The organism is Chelatococcus sp. KU-N122, from assembly GCF_055391085.1.
In genome coordinates this window covers 3,845,149-3,867,520 of the sequence record NZ_AP043981.1, presented here as the reverse complement: position 1 = coordinate 3,867,520, position 22,372 = coordinate 3,845,149, and the positions used below count along the sequence as shown (strand labels likewise).

The 22,372-nt window shown below is 70.6% G+C and carries 20 protein-coding genes; 12 read left to right on the top strand and 8 right to left on the bottom strand.

From position 1 onward, the window contains the following. Nucleotides 1–39: 39 nt before the first annotated feature. Both mgtA and ACZ5PO_RS17260 read right to left on the bottom strand, forming a co-directional pair. Nucleotides 40–2,733 carry a magnesium-translocating P-type ATPase gene (gene mgtA, locus ACZ5PO_RS17265; protein WP_464195633.1) on the bottom strand — a complete coding sequence of 898 codons (2,694 nt, stop codon included), beginning with the start codon at nt 2,731–2,733 and terminating at the stop codon, nt 40–42. Continuing rightward, on the bottom strand, nt 2,733–3,482 hold the full coding sequence (locus tag ACZ5PO_RS17260; protein WP_464195631.1) for a CBS domain-containing protein: 750 nt from the start codon (nt 3,480–3,482) through the stop codon (nt 2,733–2,735). The genes mgtA and ACZ5PO_RS17260 overlap by 1 nt, the downstream gene beginning before the upstream one ends. A 237-nt stretch (nt 3,483–3,719) precedes the next feature. Here ACZ5PO_RS17260 and ACZ5PO_RS17255 point away from each other — a divergent pair, with 237 nt between their 5' ends. Then, entirely contained in the window at nt 3,720–4,079 is a 360-nt protein-coding gene (locus ACZ5PO_RS17255) for an Ig-like domain-containing protein (protein WP_464195629.1), read from the top strand. Between the two features lie 113 nt (nt 4,080–4,192). On the opposite strand, the gene ACZ5PO_RS17250 is transcribed toward ACZ5PO_RS17255, so the two are convergent. Further along, on the bottom strand, nt 4,193–5,227 hold the full coding sequence (locus ACZ5PO_RS17250; protein ID WP_464195627.1) for an aldo/keto reductase: 1,035 nt from the start codon (nt 5,225–5,227) through the stop codon (nt 4,193–4,195). Nucleotides 5,228–5,272: 45 nt separating this feature from the next. Beyond that, complete coding sequence (locus ACZ5PO_RS17245) at nt 5,273–6,457, bottom strand: MFS transporter (RefSeq protein ID WP_464195625.1); 1,185 nt, start codon at nt 6,455–6,457, stop codon at nt 5,273–5,275. A gap of 102 nt (nt 6,458–6,559) precedes the next feature. Between ACZ5PO_RS17245 and ACZ5PO_RS17240 the strand changes: the two genes are divergently transcribed. Beyond that, nucleotides 6,560–7,465, top strand: a complete 906-nt coding sequence (locus ACZ5PO_RS17240; protein ID WP_464195623.1) for a LysR family transcriptional regulator — start codon at nt 6,560–6,562, stop codon at nt 7,463–7,465. A gap of 29 nt (nt 7,466–7,494) precedes the next feature. Here ACZ5PO_RS17240 and ACZ5PO_RS17235 read toward each other — a convergent pair whose 3' ends face one another. Further along, on the bottom strand, nt 7,495–8,487 hold the full coding sequence (locus tag ACZ5PO_RS17235; RefSeq protein WP_464195621.1) for a Dyp-type peroxidase: 993 nt from the start codon (nt 8,485–8,487) through the stop codon (nt 7,495–7,497). Nucleotides 8,488–8,644: 157 nt separating this feature from the next. Then, complete coding sequence (locus ACZ5PO_RS17230; RefSeq protein ID WP_464195619.1) at nt 8,645–9,529, bottom strand: helix-turn-helix domain-containing protein; 885 nt, start codon at nt 9,527–9,529, stop codon at nt 8,645–8,647. Between the two features lie 319 nt (nt 9,530–9,848). Here ACZ5PO_RS17230 and ACZ5PO_RS17225 point away from each other — a divergent pair, with 319 nt between their 5' ends. Genes ACZ5PO_RS17225 through ACZ5PO_RS17210 form a run of 4 tightly spaced genes read left to right on the top strand, consistent with a single transcriptional unit; the run spans nt 9,849 to nt 16,070 of the window. Next, on the top strand, nt 9,849–12,029 hold the full coding sequence (locus tag ACZ5PO_RS17225) for a TonB-dependent siderophore receptor (protein ID WP_464195617.1): 2,181 nt from the start codon (nt 9,849–9,851) through the stop codon (nt 12,027–12,029). Nucleotides 12,030–12,056: 27 nt separating this feature from the next. Further along, nucleotides 12,057–12,950: an iron-siderophore ABC transporter substrate-binding protein gene (locus ACZ5PO_RS17220; RefSeq protein ID WP_464195615.1), complete on the top strand. Its 894-nt coding sequence runs from the start codon at nt 12,057–12,059 to the stop codon at nt 12,948–12,950. Beyond that, nucleotides 12,943–14,973: a Fe(3+)-hydroxamate ABC transporter permease FhuB gene (gene fhuB / locus ACZ5PO_RS17215; RefSeq protein WP_464195612.1), complete on the top strand. Its 2,031-nt coding sequence runs from the start codon at nt 12,943–12,945 to the stop codon at nt 14,971–14,973. Before ACZ5PO_RS17220 ends, fhuB begins: the two co-directional genes overlap by 8 nt. 5 nt (nt 14,974–14,978) lie before the next feature. Continuing rightward, nucleotides 14,979–16,070 (top strand): DUF2218 domain-containing protein, encoded by a 1,092-nt coding sequence (locus tag ACZ5PO_RS17210; protein ID WP_464195610.1) that lies wholly within the window; start codon nt 14,979–14,981, stop codon nt 16,068–16,070. Here the strand turns inward: ACZ5PO_RS17210 and ACZ5PO_RS17205 are convergent. Further along, nucleotides 16,067–17,065, bottom strand: a complete 999-nt coding sequence (locus ACZ5PO_RS17205; protein WP_464195608.1) for a GlxA family transcriptional regulator — start codon at nt 17,063–17,065, stop codon at nt 16,067–16,069. The two genes, ACZ5PO_RS17210 and ACZ5PO_RS17205, sit on opposite strands and share 4 nt — an antisense overlap. 128 nt (nt 17,066–17,193) lie before the next feature. On the opposite strand from ACZ5PO_RS17205, the gene ACZ5PO_RS17200 reads away from it, so the two are divergent. Then, complete coding sequence (locus tag ACZ5PO_RS17200) at nt 17,194–17,760, top strand: cysteine hydrolase family protein (protein WP_464195606.1); 567 nt, start codon at nt 17,194–17,196, stop codon at nt 17,758–17,760. A 5-nt stretch (nt 17,761–17,765) separates the two neighbouring features. Here ACZ5PO_RS17200 and ACZ5PO_RS17195 read toward each other — a convergent pair whose 3' ends face one another. Beyond that, on the bottom strand, nt 17,766–17,903 hold the full coding sequence (locus ACZ5PO_RS17195) for a hypothetical protein (protein WP_464195604.1): 138 nt from the start codon (nt 17,901–17,903) through the stop codon (nt 17,766–17,768). Nucleotides 17,904–18,113: 210 nt separating this feature from the next. Between ACZ5PO_RS17195 and ACZ5PO_RS17190 the strand changes: the two genes are divergently transcribed. The 5 genes from ACZ5PO_RS17190 to ACZ5PO_RS17170 all read left to right on the top strand — a co-directional run bounded on the left by ACZ5PO_RS17190 (nt 18,114) and on the right by ACZ5PO_RS17170 (nt 22,365). Continuing rightward, a complete protein-coding gene (locus ACZ5PO_RS17190) occupies nt 18,114–18,653 on the top strand; it encodes a FeoA family protein (protein WP_464195602.1) in 540 nt (179 codons plus the stop codon). Then, nucleotides 18,650–21,022, top strand: a complete 2,373-nt coding sequence (gene feoB / locus ACZ5PO_RS17185) for a Fe(2+) transporter permease subunit FeoB (protein WP_464195600.1) — start codon at nt 18,650–18,652, stop codon at nt 21,020–21,022. The genes ACZ5PO_RS17190 and feoB overlap by 4 nt, the downstream gene beginning before the upstream one ends. Beyond that, nucleotides 21,019–21,363 carry a FeoC-like transcriptional regulator gene (locus ACZ5PO_RS17180; RefSeq protein ID WP_464195598.1) on the top strand — a complete coding sequence of 115 codons (345 nt, stop codon included), beginning with the start codon at nt 21,019–21,021 and terminating at the stop codon, nt 21,361–21,363. The genes feoB and ACZ5PO_RS17180 overlap by 4 nt, the downstream gene beginning before the upstream one ends. Before the next feature lie 113 nt (nt 21,364–21,476). Beyond that, nucleotides 21,477–21,821, top strand: a complete 345-nt coding sequence (locus ACZ5PO_RS17175; protein ID WP_464195596.1) for a hypothetical protein — start codon at nt 21,477–21,479, stop codon at nt 21,819–21,821. A 46-nt stretch (nt 21,822–21,867) separates the two neighbouring features. Next, nucleotides 21,868–22,365: a hypothetical protein gene (locus ACZ5PO_RS17170; protein ID WP_464195595.1), complete on the top strand. Its 498-nt coding sequence runs from the start codon at nt 21,868–21,870 to the stop codon at nt 22,363–22,365. The last annotated feature ends 7 nt before the right edge of the window (nt 22,366–22,372 follow it).

Below are 22,372 nucleotides of genomic sequence, written 5' to 3'. Positions count from 1 at the left end.
TTTGAACGACGTCCGACCCTGTAGCCGCCTTGAGCGCCGTCAGCGTTGATCTGAATCAGCCGAGCCTTGAGGTGCTCCGGTATCGGCTGATCGCGCCTGCGCCAGCACGAGCGGAGCGGCGCGGGCGGCGGGCACGGGCCGCCGCGCGAACCGCCCTGCCCCGTGGCGTGCCGATGCCCGCCGTTGATGCAGCCGGGCGGGCAGGCGCTTCACCGCCTCCGCGGCGAGCAGGTATCCGGCGCTGAGCAGCGCGACGGCGGCCCAGAGCTGCGGTTCGAGCGCGACGAAGCCGAGCGCGCGGCCGGCCGGCGAAGCGGCCAGCACCAGGGCCGCGGCGAGCGCTGCGAGCGACGTCGCGACCAGCATCGGATGCGGGCGGCTGCGCCAGGCCGGCAGCGCCGTGCGGATGGCGAAGATGACGAGGATCTGCGTCGCCATGGATTCCACGAACCAGGCCGTCCTGAAGGTGGCCGCATCCGCATCGAACCACAGGCGCAGGAGCGCGAATGTCGCGAGGTCGAAGACCGTGGACAGCGGCCCCATGACCAGGGTGAAGCGCAGCACGTCGCCCAGGTCCCAGCGCTGCGGCTCGGCCACCTCGGACGGTTCCACCCGGTCGAACGGAATCCCGGTTTCGGACAGGTCGTAGATGAAGTTGTTGACCAGCACCTGGATCGGCAGCAGCGGCAGGAAGGGGAGCAGCAACGCGGCGGCGGCCATCGACAGCATGTTGCCGAAGTTCGAGCTCGCCCCCATGCGCACGTACTTCATCACGTTGGCGAAGGTGCGCCGCCCTTCGTCGACGCCGTCGGCCACGACGCCGAGGTCCTGGGCGAGCAGGATCAGGTCGGCGGCTTCGCGGGCGACGTCGCTCGCGCCCTGCACGGACAGCCCGATGTCGGCGGCGTGGATCGCCGGGGCATCGTTGATGCCGTCGCCCAGAAAGCCGACGACGTGGCCTCGCGCCCGCAGCGCCTGGACGATGCGGCGCTTCTGGTCCGGAGAGACGCGGGCGAACAGGTCGGTGGTCGCGACCTTCCGCGCCAGCTGCGCGTCGGTGAGCGCGTCGATCTCCGGGCCGGTGGCCAAGCCGGCGGCCGGCAGTTGCAACGTGTCGACGAGGTGGCGGACGACGGCCGCAGCGTCGCCCGAAATGATCTTGACCCGGATGCCGGCGGCGCGGAGCCGCGCCACGGCAGAGGTCGCCGACGCCTTCGGCGGATCGAGGAATGCGCAGAAGCCGACGAAGGTCAGCCCGGCCTCGTCGCCGACGCCGACCGACGCGCGGTCGGCGGGCATCGCCCTGACGGCGACGCCGAGCAGCCGGAAGCCCTGGGCGGCCCGGCCCTCGTGCAGGGCGTCGAGCGCGGCGCGCGCCTCGCCGGTCAGCGGCGCCGGCGAACCATCCGGCCGCTCGACGGAGCTGCATTGCGACAGCACGTGCTCCGGTGCGCCCTTGACGATCAGCAGCCGAGCCGGCCCCTCGCCGACCAGCACCGAGGCCCGCCGCCGCTCGAAGTCGAACGGCGCAGCGTCGATCCTGGTCCAGGCGGCGAGCGCCGCCGGCGGGGCGCAGCTCAGCAGCGCCTCGTCGAGCGCGCTGCGGGCGCCGCCGCACAAGCGGCTGTTCATACCGGCCACCGCCGTGACGCGCGCCGACGGCGAGCCGTCGGGCGCGAGGCCGGCGGCGAGCTCCACCCGCGCCTCGGTCAGCGTGCCGGTCTTGTCCGTGCACAACACGTCCATCGCGCCGAAATCGTGAATCGCCGAGAGCCGCTTCACCACGACCTGCCGCGCCGCCATGCGCACGGCGCCGCGCGACAGGGTGACCGTCATGATCATCGGCAGCAGCTCGGGCGTGAGGCCTACCGCGAGCGCCACGGCGAACAGGAACGACTCGAGCGCCGGCCGGTGGAAGGCCAACTGTGCCAGCAGCACGAACAGGACGAGAAAGAGCGTGAGGCGCAGGATCAGCCCGCCGAGGCGCCGCAGGCCGAGCTCGAACGCGGTGGGCGGCGCCTCCGCAGCCAGCGCCGATGCGATACAGCCGATGCGCGTGCGGGCGCCCGTCTCCACCACCCACAGCCTGGCCTCGCCGCCGACCAGCGCGGTGCCGGCGAACAGGGCGCCGACGGTCTCGGCCGGGTCCGTCCCGCCCGCCTCCCAGGGCTGCTTCTCGACCGGATACGGCTCGCCCGTGAGCAGCGCCTCGTTCGCCTGGGTGTCGCGGGCGCTCAGCACCACCCCGTCGGCGGGGACGAGGTCACCGGCGGCCAGCACGACGACGTCGCCCGGAACGATGTCCTCGACCGGCACCGGCACGACGGCGCCGTCGCGCACGACGTTCGTCCGCACGGCGACCGATCGCTTGAGGGCCGCGGCCGCAGTCTCGGCCCGGTGTTCCTGCAGGGTTTCCAGCCCGATCGACAGCGCCACGACGGCAACGATGACACCGAAGCTCGCCCAGTCGCCGGCCAGCGCCGACACGAAGGCCGCCGCCAGCAGGATGGCGACGAGCGGCTCGAGCAGCTTGCGCCCGATCCGCGCCAGGATGCGGCGTCGCGTTTGCGGCACGGCTTGATTGGGCCCGAAGCGCGCCATCCGGGCGCCCACGTCGCCTGTCGACAGCCCGACGGGCTCGGTCTCCAGCGCCTCGGCCAGTTGCGCCCGCGATCGGGTCCAGAACGGCTGCTTGTCCGGCCCGGCAGCGCCCGGGCTGCCGGCCATGGTCATCAGGCGGCCGGGCGGGCGCTCGCGGCCTGCTCGGCGCGCTCATCCTCCGGCGAGGCGATGACCGTGCCGGACAGGGGCTCGATCCACAGCAGATGGTCGTGCACGCTGCGCACGCCGGGCACGTTCTCGACGGCCACCTTGATGGCGGCGCGCTCGCGCTCATCGGTGATCGAGCCGTTGAGCGCGACCTCGCCGTTGCGGACCGACACGGTGATCATGGGCGGCACGATCGACGCGGCCTTGTCGAAGGCGGCGCGGATGTCCGCTGCGATATCGGCGTCGCTGCGGGGGCCGGCGGCCTGGGGGCGGAGCCGGGCCGCCAACGCGCCGAGCACGTCGGCGCGCGAGACGAGGCCGACCGGACGTCCGTCGCGGACGACCGGGACGCGCTTGATGTGCTCGTCGAGCATCAATTGGACGATCTGCTCGAGCTCGGCGTCCTCGACGACGGTGTAGACCTCCGGGGTCATCACGTCCTCCACCTTGCGGCCGCGGGCATGGGTATACTCGTCCGCAAGCCGTCCGGGGCCGACGAGGAACTCGACCCAGCGGGATCGCTTGCGCTCCGTGCCGAGCTCTGCGCGGCGCAGCAGGTCGCCTTCGGTCAGCATGCCGACGAGGCGCCCCTCGCGGTCGACGACCGGCAGGCCGCTGAAGTTCCGCTCCAGCAGAAGCGTGACGGCCTCCTCGAGGCTCGCCGTCGAGCGGATGCTGACCACGTCCTTGGTCATGATGTCCCGGGCCTGCATGGCAATCTCCCTTGCGAACAAGGCCGCGCCGCAGCACGGTCATTGCACCGCTTTTAGGAGAGGCCGGGGCGCCGCTGCTTGATCTGGATCATCGGCAGCGGGATCGCGGGCGGCCGGGTGCTATTGCCACGACTTAGCCTTGACGGCACCTGTTGTGTACGCAATCTGCCGTCGCCGGGACCAGCCGAATGTGAGCCGGCTCAGTGCGGAGCAAGCCCGATGACAGCAATGCGTGGCATGAGTGCCCTCGTACTCGCCTTGGCGGCCGGCCTGGGCGCTGCCCCCGCCTACGCGGTCTGCGCCGCGGAGGAATGGTCGATCGCCTACTGGGGTATGAACGCCACCACCGCCGTCGCGGTCAGCAGCGGGGAGAGCTGCCAGCTGAACGGCAACACGGGCGGCACGGGCGTGATGAACTCCGTCTGGATCTCGACGCCGCCGCAGCAGGGCACCGCTAGAGTCGGCGACGACAACTCCGTCTGGTACCAGTCGAACCCCGGCTACGTGGGCCCGGACTCCTTCGCGTTCAGCATCAACGGGTCCGGCCCGGGCGGCTCCGGCACGTCGACGATCACGGCGGGCGTCACGGTCCAATAGGCCCAGCTGGTGTTTCCCAAGTCGCTGGATGGCCGGGTCAAGCACCAAGTCCCGGCCATCCATACGCTCAAAGACTCAAATGACCTGAAGCGACCAGCCAGAACGCCGCCGCTCTACACCACGGGCGGACTGAGACGGGCGAAGCCCTCCTGCCTGCGATACGGGAAGTAGGGATAGGGCGCCGTCACGGCGCTCGCCGCATCCAACGCCGCCATGTGGTCCGGACTCAGGCTCCAGCCCACGGCGCCCAGGTTCTGGCGCAGTTGCTCCTCGTTGCGGGCGCCGATGATCACCGACGCCACTGTCGGGCGTTGGAGCAGCCAGTTGATGGCGATCTGCGCCACGCTCCGGCCGGTGCCCCCGGCAACCTGTTCCAGTGCGTCGATGACGCGGAAGAGGTGCTCATCGTCGACCGGCGGGCCGAACTCGGCCGTCTGATGCAGGCGGCTGCCCTGCGGCAGCGGCTGGCCGCGCCGGATCCTGCCGGTGAGCCGGCCCCAGCCGAGCGGGCTCCAGACCAGCGCGCCGACGCCCTGGTCGAGCCCAAGCGGCATCAGCTCCCATTCGTAGTCGCGCCCGAGCAGGGAATAGTAGACTTGGTGCGCCGCGTAGCGCGGCCAGCCGTGCGCCTGCGCGGCGGCCAGCGACTTCATCAGCTGCCAGCCGGAGAAGTTCGAGACGCCGACGTAGCGCAGCTTGCCGGCCCGCACCAGGCTGTCGAGGGTGGCGAGCACCTCCTCGACGGGCGTCCCGGCATCGAAGGCGTGCAGCTGGAGCAGGTCGATGTAGTCGGTTCCGAGCCGCCGCAGCGCGTCCTCGACAGCGCGCACCAGCCGCAGGCGCGAGGAGCCGGCATCGTTCGGCCCGTCGCCCATGGGCAGGCTGGTCTTGGTCGAGATCAGCACGTCGCCGCGGCGGCCCTTGATCGCCGCGCCCAGCACCTCTTCCGACGCTCCGTTGGAATAGACGTCGGCGGTGTCGAACAGGGTCACGCCGGCGTCGAGGCAGATGTCGACGAGGCGCCGAGCCTCGTTGGCGTCCGTGGTGCCCCAGGCGCCGAACAGCGGGCCGGTTCCGCCGAAGGTGCCGGTGCCGAAGCTGAGCGCCGGCACCTTGAGGCCGGATGCGCCGAGACGTCGATAGTCCATTGCGATGCTCCTGTGTCAGAGACGGGATGCGAAAAGCGAGGCGCCTCAGCCCTCGCTGCCGACGGCGGCCAGGGCGACGGGGCGGCGCGGCTCCAGCCGTACCGCGAGGGTGACGGTGGCGATGGCGGCGAGCGGGAAGGCCGCCGCGGCAAGGGGCGCCCACGCCAGGCCCGGACCATGGTCGATCACCAGGCCGCCGACCCAGGCGCCGAGCGCGTTGCCGAGATTGAAGGCGGCGATGTTGAAGCTGGAGGCGAGGCTCTGGCCGGCGCCGTCGGCCTTCTCCAGCACCCACATCTGCAGCGGCGCCACGGTGGCGAAGCCCGCGGCCCCGAGCAGGCCCACGAAGGCGACGGCGGCGACCGGCTGATGCAGGGCGAAGGTCATCAGCCCGAGCACGGCGGCCAACACCGCCAGCGTGCCGAAGATGGTGGCGAGGAGGTTGCGGTCGGCCAGGCGGCCGCCGATGAGGTTGCCGACGATGAGGCCGCCGCCGAAGACCAGCAGGATGGGCGAGACGGCGCCTTCCGCGAACCCGGTGATGCGGGTGAGCGCCGGCGCGATATAGGTGAACACCGCGAACACGCCGGCGAAGCCGAGCACCGTGCTCAGAAGCCCGAGCAGCACCGGCCGGCGGGCGATGGCCTTGACGTCGTCGCGCCAGTCCGAGGCCTCGGGCGGCGCAGCATCGCGCGGCACCAGCCAGGCGATGACGGCGAGAGCGACAACGCCGACCAGGGCTACCGCCCAGAAGGTGGCGCGCCAGCCGAACTGCTGGCCGAGCCAGGTGCCGAACGGAACGCCGAGGATGTTGGCGACGGTGAGCCCGGTGAACATGATCGCGATGGCCGAGGCCTTGCGGTCCGGCGCCACCAGGCCCGTGGCGACGACCGAGCCGACGCCGAAGAAGGTGCCGTGGGCAAGCGCCGTCAGCACGCGGGCGGCCATGAGCAGGCCGTAGCTCGGCGCCAGCGCGCAGGCGGCGTTGCCGATCGTGAAAACGGCCATCAAGGCGAGCAGGATGGTCTTGCGCGGCCAGCGGCTGGTCGCCGCGGTGAGCAGCGGCGCGCCGGCGACGACGCCCAGCGCATAGCCGGAGATCAGCAATCCGGCCGTGGCGATGGAGACGCCGAGGTCGGTGCTGACCTCCAGCAGCAGCCCCATGATGACGAATTCGGTCACGCCGATGCCGAAGGCACCGGCAGTCAGCGCGTAGAGAGCGATCGGCATCGATATCCACCAACCCTGTGAAACCCCGGGGCGAGAGGTAGACGGTCCGCCGACGATGAATTAGATCACGGAACGGAATATCACTTGTGAATTGAGATCATCATGGCTCGTGTCGAGGTGAACCGGTCCGGCGAAATGGAGGTGTTCGTCCGGATCGTCGAACTGGGCGGCTTTTCCGCCGCCGCGCGCGCCTGCCGCATGACGCCTTCGGCCGTCAGCAAGCTGATGGGGCGGCTGGAACGTCGCCTCGGCACACGCCTCATCGGCCGCTCGACGCGGATGCTCCAGCTGACCCCGGAGGGCACCGCCTTCTACGAACGGGCGACCCGCATCCTGGCCGACCTCGACGAGGCGGAGCGCGTGGCCGCCTCTGGCGAAGTGCCCACGGGCCGTGTCCGCCTCAACACCAACGCCTCGTTCGGCACCCACATCCTGGCGCCGCTGGTGCCCGTCTTCCTGGCGCTCCACCCCGGCATCACGCTCAACGTGGTGCAGACCGACGCGGTGGTCGACCTGCTCCAGGAGCGCACCGACGTGGCCGTGCGCGCCGGCCCGCTGAAAAGCTCCAGCCTCGTCGCGCGCAAGCTCGGCGCCACGCCCATGACCATCGTCGCCTCGCCGCTCTATCTGGAACGCCACGGCACGCCCGTCGTGCCGGCCGATCTCGACCGCCATATCCGGCTGGGCTTCTGCTACACACGCGCCATCGAGGGCTGGCCGCTGCGCGACGGCAACGGCGTCACCGCCTGGCCGGTCGGCGCCCGGCTGCAGGCGAGCGACGGCGAGGCGCTGCGCCATCTCGCCGTCGCCGGCGCCGGCCTGGCGCGCCTTGCCGCCTTCACCGTGCGCGACGACATCCGTGCCGGCCGGCTGGTGCCCGTGCTGGAGGCCTACAATCCGGGCGACCTCGAAGAGGTGCACGCGGTCTACGTCGGCCAGGGCGGCCCCCTCCCCGCCCGCGTGCGCGCCCTTCTCGACTTCCTCGCCGAGCGGGCGCGGGTGGGCTGAGGCGGCGCGCGCCTCGGTTCGCTGTGACGTCAGCCGGTCGGGCCGGCCGCAAGCTTCTCCTGCGCCGCCTGAACGAGCGCTTGCAGCGCCGGGCGAGCCGGGGCGAAGAACGTGGTGCCGGTGTGCGGCGTCGAGAAGTCCAGTATCCGGTCGTAGGCGCCCGGCGGGTCGCCGACGTACATCCGTTGCAACATCTTCTCGATCACCCAGAGATATCTGGAATAGCCGATGAAATACGTTCCGAATTCCTGATGCCCGGGGCGGCCGAACGGCATGTTGTCGCGCAGGATGTCATATTCGTTGCCGGCCGCATCCACGATGGTCGCCAGTGACTTGTGCGACTTGCGCGGCGCATCGTCGTCATCGATTTCAACATTGTCTATTTTCGTGCGGCCGATGATCGCCTCCTGGAGCGGCGTCGGGACTTTCGCCCAGGCGCCGAGGTCGTGCAGATACTTCTGAACGACGACATAGCTGCCTCCCGCGAAGTCGGCATCTTCGTCGCCGACGAGCGCGGACGCGGGCAAATCGACGCCCGTCGGGTTGGCGGTGCCGTCGACGAAGCCCAGAAGATCGCGCGCATCGAAATAGCGAAAGCCGGTCACTTCGTCGACGACCGTCACGCTGGTGCCGAGGCTGTCGAGGAGCAGACGCTCGAACTCGAAGCACAGATCGGAGCGTTCGGCGCGGATGTGGAAGAGCAGATCGCCCGGTGTCGATGGGGCCGCATGGGCAGCTCCCTCGATCGGCGCGAACGGCTTCAATTCGTGCGGGCGCTTGTCGAAGCGGAGACGATCCCAGAGAGCGCGGCCGATCCCGACGATGCACGACAGCCGCCCGGCGAGATCGCGGAACCCGACGGTCTTGACGAGATCGTCGAGCCCGTCGAGCGCTGCGCAGACCTTGGCGAGAGCGGCCTGTTCGTTCGCGACGGTGACCACGAGAAAGACGGCTGCTCGCGACAGCGGTGCGTCGATGCTCTGGGCGTCGATCGGCACCCTGTCCCAACTCTTCCCTGACATCCCCAACACCCCCGGCCGTTTCCTGGAACGGTTATAAACGGGATGCCTGGACGGCCGCCAGGGTTTGGGCCGTCATGCTGGGTTGCGGGAGCCACGCTTGGCTCGCCACGGGCCATCTCTCTCGCCGTCATGGCCGGCCATGACGCGCACGTGTGAGCTATCGCCCCCGCAGCGCCCGGCGCCAGGCAGCGGGGGTCTCGCCGACGATGCGGCGAAAGACCCGCGTCAGGTGCGCCTGGTCGGCGAAGCCGGCCACGACGGCGATCTCGGTCAGCGGCAGGTCGGCGCTGAGCAGCATCTCCTGCACGCGGCGGATGCGCGCCTTCATATGCCATTGGTGCGGGGCCTGGCCGGTCGAGGCCTTGAAGGCGTGGCTGAAGTAGGATTGCGACAGGCCCGTCAGCGCCGCCAGTTCCTGGAGGCGGATGGTGCGCTGCCAGTTGTCCTCGATGAACGCCGTCGCCCGGCGCAACTGCCAGGCGGGGAGCGGCGGGCGACGGCGCGGCGTGTCGCGCCCGAGCCGCAGCAGGTCGATCACCAGCGCCACCGTCAGCGCATCGCCGTAGAGCTCGTCGCCGGGTGTCGGCCGCACGCAGGCGGCGGCGATGAGGTTGGCGAGGCCGAGCAGCCGTTCGTCCACGAACATCAGGCGCGGCCGGGCGAGCCGCTCGTCATCCAGATCCTCGCCCAGGCGCTCGCTCAGCGCCGCGACGTCGAAGTGCAGGTCGAGATGGCGCAGGCGCATCGGCGCGTCGATGCGCGACCAGAGCGGCAGCTCCGCCGGCACGAAGCTGATGTGCTGCGGGGCACGGCAGGGCGGCAGCTCCGCCCCCCGCCGGCTGAGGCACATATTGAAGGAGCCGCCCTCCCAATCAAGGACGACGAACAGGCGTGCGTCCGGCGAGACGTACTCGCCGCGCGCCCCGGCCGCGCAGGCGACGTTCCAGACATCCGCCGCCACGCCGTTCCATGACCGGCAGCGCAGCTCGTCGATCACCGCGATGCCGTCGAGCCGGCTGCTCATGCGTGGCTGAAACGACATCCCGCATCATTCCATGGGCGCGTCGCGCAGCGTCCGTCTCGCCGTCCGCTGCGGGCGGCTCCCGCGGCGCAGACGCCCGGCGCCGGACGCGACAACAGACCAAAAATGTTCAAAGCGCGACAGGAACACACAATCCAGACCACTACCAGATTGCTATGAGCCATCGCAACGCCTGCTGCCATCGATGCCGTAGTTTTTATTTTGACGAATTCTAATCAGCAGCAAGACAGACTGTAATTCCTCGGGGATTGCCATGATCCAGGCAAGACAATTGTGCGTTGTTCTTGGCAGCGGCCTCTCTCTTGTCTATGTGTCGCCGATGAGCGCCATCGCGCAACAGGCCGAATCGACGCGCCCGGTCCGTCTCGACGAGATCGTCGTGCAATCCGGCAGCGCCGTGCCGACGGCGGGCGAGGCCGGGGCGGACGGCGCCACGGCGGGCGCCCAGGCCCCGTCGGGCACGGCAACCGGGTGGAGCCGCATGGCACCGCAGCCGCAGACCGCCACCGGCCCGGTGGCCGGCTACGTCGCCACCCAGACGCTCACGGGATCGAAGACCGCGACCCCGATCCTGGAGGTGCCCCAGTCGGTATCCGTCGTCACCCGCGACCAGATGGAGGACCGCGCGGTCCAGACCGTCGGCCAGGCGCTGGACTATTCGGCCGGCGTGATCGCCGAGCCGTTCGGCAACGATCCCCGCTTCAACACCCCGATCATTCGCGGCTTCTCCGCCGCCGACTCGCAATACCTCAACAGCCTCAAGCTGATACGCAGCAACGGCGCGATCTCGATCGAGCCGTACGGGCTGGAGCGCATCGAGGTGCTGCGCGGCCCGGCCTCGGTGCTGTACGGCCAGGGCAACCCGGGCGGCCTGATCAACCTGGTCAGCAAGCGGCCGGTGTGGACGAGCTTCGGCGAGGTCAACGCCGAGGCGGCGACGTTCGGCCGCTACACCGGCAGCTTCGACTTCGGCGGCCCGACCTATCCCGGCTCCGACGTCGCCTACCGCCTGACCGGCCTGGTGCGCAACGGCGGCAGCCAGCAGGATTTCGTCGACGACAACCGCTACTTCTTCGCGCCGTCGCTGACCTGGCGGCCGTCCGACGCCACGTCGCTGACGATCCTGGCCAACATCCAGTACGACAAGTCCTATTCGCCGATCGGCGTGCCGGCCGACTACTCGCTCAAGGCGGTGAACGGCTACCGCATCCCGCGCAGCCTCTACCTGGGCGAGCCCTCGTTCGACGCCTCCAGCCGCACGCTGGCCAGCGTCGGCTACGAGTTCTCGCATGCGTTCGAGAACGGCTGGACCTTCCGCCAGAACGCCCGCTACCTGAAGCTCGACTGGAACTACCACAACCTCTACTTCACCGCGCTCGACCCTGCGAACCCGTTCGTCGCCAACCGCGGATCCTCGTTCAACCGCGAGAACCTGAACACGCTGACGATCGACAACCAGCTGCAGAAGGAGTTCGACACCGGGCCGTTCAAGCACACGCTGCTGATGGGGCTCGACGTGCGCAACCACCGGGTCGACACGTCGACCGCCTTCGGCAACGCACCGTCGATCTCGATCCTCACGCCGATCTACGGCATGGCGGTGCCCTATGACCTCACCTACACGGCCAACGTGCGCGGCACGCTGAACCAGGCCGGCCTCTACGCGCAGGATCAGATCAAGTTCGGCCGCTGGCTGCTGACGCTCGGGTTGCGGCACGATTGGGCCGACACCGACTCCACCACCTATTCCAGCCTCGGCACCACGCGGCAGGACCAGGCCGACAAGGCCCTGACGGGCCGCGCCGGGCTGACCTACCTGTTCGACAACGGCCTGGCGCCCTACGTCAGCTACTCGACCTCGTTCGAGCCGGTTCTCGGCAGCCTGCCGGTGGCGCTGGGCGGCGGCGCCTTCAAGCCCTCCAAGGGCGAGCAGTACGAGGCCGGCCTCAAGTATCAGCCGCTCGGCTCGAACATCCTGCTCACCGCCGCCGTCTACGACCTGCGCCAGACCAACGTGACCTCGAGCGAGCTGATCGGCGGCATCAGCTATACGACGCAGACCGGCGAGGTGCACGTCAAGGGCGTCGAGCTCTCGGCGGTGGCGACCCTGACGGACGGGCTGAAGGCCATTGCCAACTACACCTATACCGACGCCGAGATCACCGCCGGCGACAACATCGGCAACCGGCCGGCGAACGTGCCGATGCACGCGGCCAACGCCTGGCTCGACTACACGGTGCAGGGCGGCCCGCTGGCGGGCCTCGGCTTCGGCGGCGGCGTCCGCTTCGTCGGCAACCGCTACAACCTCGACACCGATGCCCTGCGCATTCCGTCGAACACGCTGTTCGACGCGGCCGTCCACTACGAGCGCGGCCCCTTCAAGGCGTCGCTCAACGTCAACAACATCGCCGACGAGCGCTACGTGGCCACCTGCGGCTTCTTCGGCTGCTTCTACGGTGACGGCCGCACGGTCACGGCGCGGCTCACCTATCGATGGTGAGTCGGTGAGCGCTCGCGCGGCCACGCCGTGACGGCAGTGCCAGCCCTGACGCGGCGCGCCCTGCTCGCCGCGCCGCTCGCGAGCATAGCCCTGGCATCGGCGCGGGCCGCCACGCCGCGCATCGCCGCCATCGACTGGGCCGCCCTGGAGACGCTGCTGGCGATCGGCGTCACGCCCGTCGCCGCCGCCGAGCTGATCCTCTATCGCGCCGTCGTCGTGGAACCGCCGCCGCCGGCGAGCGTGACCGACATCGGGCTGCGCGGCACGCCCAACTACGAAGCGCTGTGGCTCGCCCGCCCCGACCTGATCCTCAGCTCCGATTTCTATACCTGGGCGGAGCCGAAGCTGCGCCTCATCGCGCCGGTGGAGCGCCTCTCGATCTATGCGCGCGGCCACGCCCCCTATGCGGCCGCCGAGGCGGCGGCGCGCACCATCGGCCGCCTGGCCGGCCGCATCGACGCGGCCGAAGCACTGATCGCCGGCGCACGCGACCAACTCGACCGCTGGCGCCGCCACCTGGCCGGAGCCGACGGCCGCCGGCTGATCCCGGTCAATTTCGGCGATCCCCGCCACTTCCGGGTGTTCGGCGCCGACAGCATGTTCGGCGAGGTGCTGGAGCGCCTCGGCCTCGGCAACGCGTGGGGCGCGGGCACCAGCTATTCCGCCTCGGCGCCGATCGGACTCGAGGCGCTGGCCGGCATCGGCGATGCCTGGATCGTCATCGTGCCGCCCCTGCCGCCCGATGCCCGCGACGTCCTGCGGCAGAGCGCCTTCTGGGCTGCGCTGCCGAGCGTGCGCGCCGGGCGCGTCGTGTTGCTCGAGCCGATCAATCCCTTCGGCGGCCTGCCGGCGGCCCTGCGCTTCGGCCGGCTCGTCACCACCGCCCTCACCGCGCCGGACAAGGGCCGCGGCCTTGGCTGAGCTCGAGCATGATTGGAAGAAAGATCGTCCCGCTCTGGCGCTGGCGCCGCGGCAGGCCACCGGTCCCGCCGTGCTCTGGGGCTGCCTCGCCGCGGCCGCCGCAACCCTTTTCGCCGTTCGCCTGGCGCTGCCGCCCGCGATCCCGGGCGACGCCGCCACGGCACAGGCCCTGAGCCGGATTCTGCTGTGGCACAGCACCTTGCCGCGGGCGGCGACGGCGCTGCTGGCGGGCGCGACGCTCGGCCTCGCCGGCGCGATGCTGCAGCGCGTGCTGCGCAACCCGATCGCCGATCCCTCGACGCTCGGCGTCGCCTCCGGCGCCCAGCTGGCTCTGAGCGCCGCCATGGTTCTCGCGCCGTCCGCCCTCGCCTTGGGCCGCGAAGCCGTCGCCTTCGCTGGCGGCCTCGCAGCGGTCGCGGTCGTGCTCGCCCTGGCCTGGCCGAGCGGCCTCGCGCCGGTGACCGTCGCCATCGCCGGCATGACGCTGGCGCTGATGGCCTCGGCGCTCAGCGCCGCCATTGCGCTGGCGCACGGCGAGTACGTGCTGTCGCTGTTCGTCTGGGGCGCCGGGTCGCTGCACCAGCAGAGCTGGGGGCCGGCCGCGAGCCTGGCGCTCCACCTCGCCGCCGGCGGCCTCGCCGCGGCGCTGCTGCTGCGGCCGCTGCTGCTGCTCGGCCTCGACGACGCCAGCGCCCGCGGCCTCGGCCTGGCGCTGCGGACGAGCCGCGTCCTCGTCATCGTCGTCGCCGTCTGGCTGTCGGCCGGCGTCACCGCCGAGGTCGGCATCATCGGCTTCATCGGCCTGGCAGCGCCGGCGCTGGCGCGGCTGGGCGGCGTCAACTCCCTGCGCCGGCTGCTGCTCGCGGCGCCGCCCCTCGGCGCCGTGCTGCTGTGGCTGACCGACGGGCTGGTGCAGCTCACCGCGCGTGGCGCCAGCGACGCCATCCCCACCGGCGCCGCCGCGGGCCTGATCGGCGGCCCGCTGCTGCTATGGCTGCTGCCGCGACTGCCCATGGGCGGACGGCCGCTCGCCGATCAGGCGCCTCACCCGGCGCACCGCCTCGCCCGGCCCGGACCCGCGCTCGCCGGGCTCGCGGCGGGCGGCCTGCTGCTGGCGGCGATCACGCTCGTCGTGGGACGCACCTCCGACGGCTGGAGCCTCGCCAGCGGCGACCTGCTGGCCGGCCTGCTGCCGTTCCGCGCCCCACGGGTGCTGTCCGCCGCTGCGGCCGGCGCCCTGCTCGCCGCCGCGGGCGCTCTGATGCAACGGCTGACCGGCAATCCGCTCGCCGGACCGGAGGTGCTCGGCGTCAATGCCGGTGCCGGCGTCGGCCTGTGCGCCACGCTGATGCTGATCGTCGCCCCCGGCCCCGAGGTGCTGATGGCCGGCACGACGCTCGGGGCGCTCGCCGCCATCGCCGCCATTCTGCTGATCGCCGCCTGGACCGGTTTCGGCCCGGAGCGCCTGCTGCTCGCCGGCATCGCGCTCGGCGCCTTCTGCCTGTCGCTGCTGACCGCCGTGCTGGCGAGCGGCGACCGCAACGCCTTCACGCTGCTGGTCTGGATGTCCGGCTCCACCGACCGCACGACGCTCGCCATGACAGCGTTCGCCGCCGTCGCGGCTCTGGTGCTGATCGGCCCCCTGCCGCTGCTGGCACGCTGGCTGGATCTGCTGCCGCTCGGCACCCCGGTCAGCGGCGCCCTGGGCCTCTCGGTCCGCCGCAGCCGCGTCGTCCTGGCACTCGCCGCGGCCGCGATGGCGGCGCTGGCATCGCTCATCGTCGGCCCCCTGAGCCTGGTGGGCCTGGTCGGGCCGCACCTGGCGCGCCTGCTGGGCTTTGCCCGCGGCGGCGCGCAGCTCGTCGCGGCGGCGCTGATCGGCGCCATGCTCATGCTGGCGGTCGACTGGCTTGGCCGCACCATTGCATTTCCCTACCAGATCCCGACAGGCCTGCTCGCGTCCCTGGTCGGCGGCCCCTACCTTCTCTGGCTCCTGCGGCGCGGCAGGAGCAATCTTGCGTGAGATCCATGTCAGAGCAGCCCCTCCCGTCGCCCCTTCTCGAAGCTCAGGCGGCCATCCCCCTCCCCGACCCGTCCGGCCTGCTGAGCAAGCTCTGCAGCATTCTTGCCGAGCACGGCCTGGTCACGACGGCGGACGGCACGGCGACGATCGCGAGCCCGCTCGGCCGCGTCGAGCTGTCCGTCGCCGACGGCAGCCTCCGCGCACGGGCCGTGTGCAGGGACGAGGCCGGGCTCGCCCTGATCAAAAGCGCGCTGGCCGAGCACGTCTTCACGCTCGCGGGCGAGGACAAGCCCGTCTTCAGCTGGACCGGCCACCAGTCGGCCGGCGCCGACCTGCCCTATCTGCGCGAGATGACGGTGCTCGGGGCCTCGCAGGTGACGCCCCGCATGCGCCGGGTGGTGCTCGCCGGCGACGCATTGCACTTCGCTCAGGGCGGGCTGCACGTGCGCGTGCTGATCCCTCCGCACGGACGCGAGCCGGTGTATCCGCGCGCCGGCGCCGACGGCCGCATCGTCTGGCCGACGGGCGAGGACGAACTGGCGCCGCGCGTCTACACCGTCCGCACGGTCGATGTGGCGCGCGGTGAGATCGGCATCGACGTGGTGCTGCACGAGGGCAGCGCGCCGGGCTCCGACTGGGCGGCGGGCGCCACGCCCGGCGATCGCGTCGCCCTGCTCGGCCCGGGCGGCGCCGGGCTGGCAGAGGCCGACCGCTACATCATCGCCGGCGACGAGACGGCCCTGCCCGCCATCGCCCGCATGCTGGAGGCCATGCCCGCAGGGACGGCGGCGACGGTGCGCATCGAGGTCGCCGATGCCGCCGAGGAGCAGCCGCTGCCGACGGCGGCCGACGTCGACCTGGCGTGGCTGCACCGCGACGGCGCCGCCCCGGGCACCACCGACCTGCTCGAGCGAGCCGTCCGCGCCATCCCCTGGCCCGATGCGGCGACGCGCGTGTTCGCCTGGGCCGCGGCGGAGCAGATGACCGCCCGCACCCTGCGGGCCTACCTCGGCAAGGAGCGCGGCCTGGCGCCGACGCAGCGCTCCGTCGCCGCCTACTGGCGCCGCGGCCATGTCGGCGTGGACGTGCGCGATTAGAGCGGACCGGCCGCAGTCCGCTCGGCGCCGAAGCGGCGACGGTAGTCGCCGGGCGTGAGGCCCGTCGCCTTGATGAAGACCTTGCGGAACGACCCGGGATCCTCATAGCCCACGTCCCAGGCGATCTGGGCGACCGGCTGCCGCGTCCCCTCCAGCAGCTCGCGCGCCTTGCCGACGCGCAGATGCTGGCAGTATTCCGTGGGCCTGAGCCCCGTAGCCTTGCGGAAGCGGCGCAGGAAGGTGCGCTCCTCCAGCCCCGCCTTGGCCGCCATGGCACGGGTGGTCGCCTCACGGCCGGCGGTCTCCCGCAGCCAGTGCTGCACCTGCAGGACGGCGGCGTCGCCGTGGGCGAGCTTGGGCGAGAAGGCGCTGTAGGCGCGCTGCTCGCGGCCCGGCGGATCGACGAGCAGGAAGCGGGCCGTCTCGATCATCGCGGCCGGCCCGAGCAGGCGCTCGACGAACTTGAGGCCGAGATCGGTCCACGCCATCAGCCCGCCGGCCGTGATGATGTCGCCGTCGTCGATGAGGAGCTTGTCCACATCCACCCTAACGTCGCGGAACCGCTCGGCCAGCTCGTCGGCGCAGACCCAATGGGTGGTCGCCGTGCGCCCGTTCAGCAGCCCCGTCTCGGCGAGCAGGAAGGCGCCAGCGCACACGGAGGCGAGCGTCGCCCCCGCGGCATGGCGCGCCCTGAGGAACGCGACCAGTCCGGCGGCCGCCGGGCCGGACGGACGATCGTCCAGGGTGGGGGGCAGGATGATCACGGCGGGATCGCCGCCCGCGCCCGGCACGCTGTCGAAGCTGCGCACCACGGGCCCGCCGGCCTCGCTGGCGACGAGATGGCTGACGCGGATCAGCGGCTCGGTTCGGCCGAGACGCTGGCGCGCCAGCCGGTCGGCGACGGCAAACAGGTCGGTCAGGCCGTGCACGGCCGCGAGCTGCGCCTGCGGGTAGACCAGCAGCCCGATCTCCGGCGGAGACGCCGCGGTCATCATGGTCGGTTTCGCATTTGTCGGTTTTGCCCCGTTCTTTGTCGGCCGCGCCAATCCCCATGGTGCCCGTCGGCGGCTACACCGGCAACCGGACGGCGGCCGAGCCTCCGCCGCGCACCGAGGAGCCTGCCATGAGCAATCGCGCACTCGTCATCATCGACCTTCAGAACGATTATTTTCCGGGCGGCAAGTTCACGCTCTCCGGCATCGATGCCGCCGCCGCGAACGCGGCGCGCCTGCTCGACGCGTGGCGCGGCGCCGGCGATCCGGTGGTCCACGTTCGCCACGAGTTCCCGTCGGCCGAGGCGCCGTTCTTCGCGCCCGGCTCGGAGGGCGCCCGCATCAACGCCGTCGTGGCGAGCCGCGAAGGCGAGCCCGTGGTGCTCAAGCACCAGGTCAACGCCTTCCGCGACACCGACCTCAAGGAGATCCTCGACAGCAAGGGCGTCGAGGATGTCGTGATCGTCGGCGCCATGAGCCACATGTGCATCGACGCCGCCACCCGCGCCGCCGCCGACCTCGGCTACAAGGCGACGGTCGTGCACGACGCCGTCGCCACCCGCGACCTGGAGTTCAACGGCACGGTGGTGCCGGCGGCGCAGGTGCACGCCGCCCTCATGGCCTCCCTCGGCTTCGCCTATGCCGCGGTGCGCTCGACCGACGAACTGCTCGCCGAAGGCGCGGCGGCCGGCGCCTGAGGCGCTCACGCCCCGCCGCTCAGCAGCCCCGCGTCGGCCCTGGCCGGCGCGGCGACGAGGTCGATCATCGCAAGGAGCGCGGCCTTGCACCGGTGCACCGCTCCGGGCACCAGGGCGATCTCGGCGCGGATGCGCGTGATCAACGACCATCCGGATGGAAAAATCCTCCAGCTCCTCGAATCCGGGTCGTTTCTCTCCGGTCGGTCGTGCCCACCCGATCGGAGAAAAACACTCGAGCATGTCGCAAGACGTCTTTGATGCTGTATGAGACATCAAGGCACAAATTCAGTTCATAATTATACAAATTCTAAACTTGATACACGTCAAAGCCGTCGAATTCATGGTTCGTCATAGTGTTCTCGGTGGCGAGGGTGAGCGTGCGAGTTCCCCGGCCATTCGACGACGGCAATCGGCAGATGACGCAGCTTCCGCTCTTTCAGGTGACCAGTGGATCCGTGCGCATTGCCGCGCTGAACGGCAATGAAGCTGAACAGGTGCGCCTCAGCGAACTTGGCCTCCACCTGGGTGCCCGGCTCGACATCATCCAGAATGGCGGGGCGAGTGGGCTTCTTGTTGCCGTGAACCACGATGCCCGCGTTGTCGTCGATCCCGGGACGGCCCGCTCGGTGATCGTGCAGCGGCTCGAGGCAGCGCTTCCGCTGATGACCATGTCCGACCTCCAGCCGGGTGACCGGGCTCGCATCGTCCGCCTCGGAAAGGGCGTGCTCGACTATCGCCAGCGGCTCCTGTCCATGGGGCTCACGCCCGGCATCGAGTTCGAGATCACGCGCTTCGCGCCGCTCGGCGATCCGGTCGAGATCAAGGTGCGTGGCTTTGCCATGAGCCTGCGCAAGGCAGAGGCGGACCTGCTTGCGGTGGAGAAGCTGCCATGACGCGCAACACCGGCGGCGGCGCCGCGACGATCATTGTCGGCGTCGTCGGCAACCCGAATTGCGGCAAGAGCACCCTGTTCAATACGCTGACCAGCGCGCGGCAGGAGGTCGGCAACTGGCCGGGCGTGACGGTCGAAAAAAAATTCGGCTCCTACAGCAGCGGTTTACGTACCTACAAGGTCGTGGATCTGCCGGGCGTGTACTCGCTCGGCACCGCCGTCCAGCTCTCGGAAGATGAAAGGATTGCCCGTGATTTCGTGCTGTCCGGCGAGGCAGACGTCATCATCAACATCGTCGACGCGTCCAACCTGGAGCGGAACCTCTATCTGACGACGCAACTTCTCGACATGCGGGTGCCCCTTGTTGTTGCCCTCAACATGATGGACATCGCCGAGCGCCGGGGCCTGGCGATCGACACACGGCGGCTGTCGGAACAACTCGGTTGCCCGGTGGTGGAGCTCGTGGCCTCCCGCGGCACCGGGGTTGGCGTGCTCAAGGAGCTCGTCGCCGATCTGGCGGACCGGCCGCGGCCACCCGCCGTCGAGCCGGCGTATGGCCCCGTCATCGAGAAAAGTGTCTCGGCCATCGCTGAAAAGCTGGCCGGCATGGGCTTTCGCGACTGCCGCTGGCGCGCGCTGAAGCTGATCGAGGGCGGCTCCCAGCCGGGCGACGAGGCGGGAGCCGCCCTCGAACGCGATGTCGCCACGGCCCGGGCGGCCATTCAGACCCAGTTCGACGAGGACACGGACATCGTCATTGCCGATGCCCGCTTCGGCTTCGTGACCGGGATCATCGAGCAGGTCCTGACCCGCCCGCGCGAGGCCTCTCGCACCCTGTCGGACCGCATCGATCGGGTGGTGCTCAACCGGTTCCTCGGCATCCCGATCTTCCTCGTCATGATGTACCTGATGTTCGTGTTCACCATCAGCATCGGTGGCGCGTTCATCGATTTCTTCGACCAGGCGGCCGGCGCGGTGCTGGTGGACGGCGGCACGCGGGCGCTCGGCGCACTGCACTTGCCCGAATGGCTCGTGGTGCTGATCGCCGAAGGCATGGGCGGCGGCATTCAGACCGTGGCGACCTTCATCCCCGTCATCGCCTTTCTCTACCTCTTCCTCTCCCTGCTCGAGGATTCCGGCTACATGGCGCGCGCCGCCTTCGTGATGGATCGCGCCATGCGCGCGATCGGCCTGCCCGGAAAGTCCTTCGTGCCGCTCATCGTGGGCTTTGGCTGCAACGTGCCCGCCATCATGGCGACCCGCACCCTGGACACCCGGCACGACCGGGTGCTCACGATCATGATGGCGCCATTCATGTCGTGCGGCGCCCGGCTGCCGGTCTATGCGCTGTTCGCCGCCGCGTTCTTTCCCGCAAGCGGGCAGAACCTCGTCTTCGGCCTCTATCTCATCGGCATCCTGGCTGCGGTCGGCACCGGCCTTCTGCTGAAGAACACGGTTCTGAAGGGCACGGTGTCACCGTTCATCATGGAGCTTCCTCCCTACCATGTGCCGACCGCGCGGACCGTCCTGCTGCGGGCCTGGGATCGGCTGCGGTCCTTCGTCTTTCGCTGCGGGCGGGTGATCGTGCCGATCGTCGTCTTCCTGAGCTTCCTCAACGCGGTCGGGACCGACGGCAGCTTCGGCAATCAGAACAGCGAAAAGTCGGCTCTCTCCGCCGTGGGGCGGACCATCGTTCCGGTCTTCGAGCCCATGGGCATGCGCGAGGACAACTGGCCCGCTGCGGTCGGCGTGTTCACCGGCATTCTGGCCAAGGAGGCCGTCATTGGAACGCTCAATGCGCTCTACAGCCAGCTCGGCTCGGCCGAAGGGAGCGCGCCCAAGCCGGAGGCGACGACGACCATCGGCGAGAAGATCGCCGCCGCGTTCGCGACCATTCCCGCCAACCTCAAGGAGGCGGCAAGGCATCTCACCGACCCGTTGAAGCTCAACATGTCCTACACCCAGGCAGGTGCCGACGCCGCTGCCGAGCTCAAGGTGCTGCCGGAAGCCTTCCGGGCCATGGCGGCCCGCTTCGACGGGCAGGTCGGGGCCTTCGCCTACCTCCTCATGATCCTGCTCTACATGCCGTGCGTCGCGGCCGTCGGAGCCATCTACCAGGAGGTGGGCTGGCGCTGGACCGCGTTCGCGGCCACGTGGACCACGGGTCTCGGGTGGTGTGCCGCGGTCGTCTTCTACCAGGCCGCACGGTTCGATCGCCACCCGGCGGCTGCCGCGCTGTGGATCGCCTTCTGCCTGGGCGTGCTCACGGCCGCTGCCGTCGCGATGCATGCGGTCGGCAAGGCCGCAGCCCGCAAGCGCGACGCCGCGCCGGTCTTTCTCGGGAGCAAGCTTGGAGAGGTACGCCCATGACGACCCTGTCCGCCGTCAAGCACTACATGGAAGATCGCACCCGCGCGACAGTGGCAGATCTCGCCATCGGCCTCGAGACCACGCCCGACAATGCCCGCAGCCTGCTGGAAATGTGGCGGAGCAAGAACCGGGTACGCCTCATTCCAGGCGCCTGCGGCAGCTGCGGCAAGGGGCTTCTCGGCGGCTGCGCGTGTCCTGCCGCCGCACTCCTGCCCGACATCTACGAGTGGATGGAGCCGCAGCACGCCGACAGCCCGGCGCCGATCGACTCCGGTCCTTCGGCGGCGCCGGCCGTCGGCCCGGACGCCTCGGCCTCCGACCTGACGGGGCAGCCCTCGTGAAAAGTCTCCTCGCGGCGAGGCGTGCCGCCGATACGAGCATAGGTCGACCGAGTTCTTCCAATTACGCGAGGTATTCAGCCATCATCGGCTGAATGAGCCCAAAGGAAAACGACATGTCCTATGGTAACGACGGGTGGGGGCCCTCCGCGGGCGGCGGCTATCAAAGGGCCGGGGCCGGGCCCGGCTTCGGACAGCGGATCGATGCCTTCGACGTGCTGGAAGGCGTCCTCAAGGACGGCCTCAGCCTCACCAACGTCACGCGCATCGCCCGCGCCAGCGGCTCTAACTTCTGGCTCGGCGCGGCCATCGGCGCCGGCCTCGTCGTTCTGGTGAAGCGGCCGGATGTGCGCGCGGCCGTATCGAGCATCTTCACCCAGGCCAGGACTGCCAGGCCGGCGAGCGCGCAGCAGCCCGGCGCCGAGCCCGCTGCGGCGCCCTCCCAAACACCGCACGCCTGAGATGGCCGTCCCGCCTGTATCCGTCTGACCTTCGAGGAGCACGAGCATGTCGGAGCGCGCCGAGCAGGGCGTTCACTATCACTACCACTTCTACGGCTACGGCGCCGGTGCGGCGCCAGGCTACGGCCAGTCGGCACCGGGGGCGCCTCCGGGGCCGACGCCGGCGGGCGCGACACCGCCGCCGATGCCGCCCTTTCCGCCGCACGTGCCGTTCGGTGCGCCCGGCGCGGCCGCGGGTGCCGCACCTCCCGAGAGCGCTCCGTCCGGAAACTGGCATCGGCACCCGGCCGCGGACTCGCTGGTGAAGGGCCTCATCGTCGGCGCCGGCGCGGCCTATCTCCTGACCAGCGAATCCGCCCAGCGCACGATCATGCGCACGGCGCTCCAGGCCTGGGCGGTCGTGCAAGGCGGAATCGAGGAGCTCAAGGAGCGCCTGCGCGACGCGGAGGCGGAGGCCGCCGCGGCCGCGGCCGCCCACCAGCCGCAGGCCGCCGCTCCGCAGGCTGCTCCGGCGGCCGAGACGCCGGGCCGGCAGGCACCCTGAGCCCGGC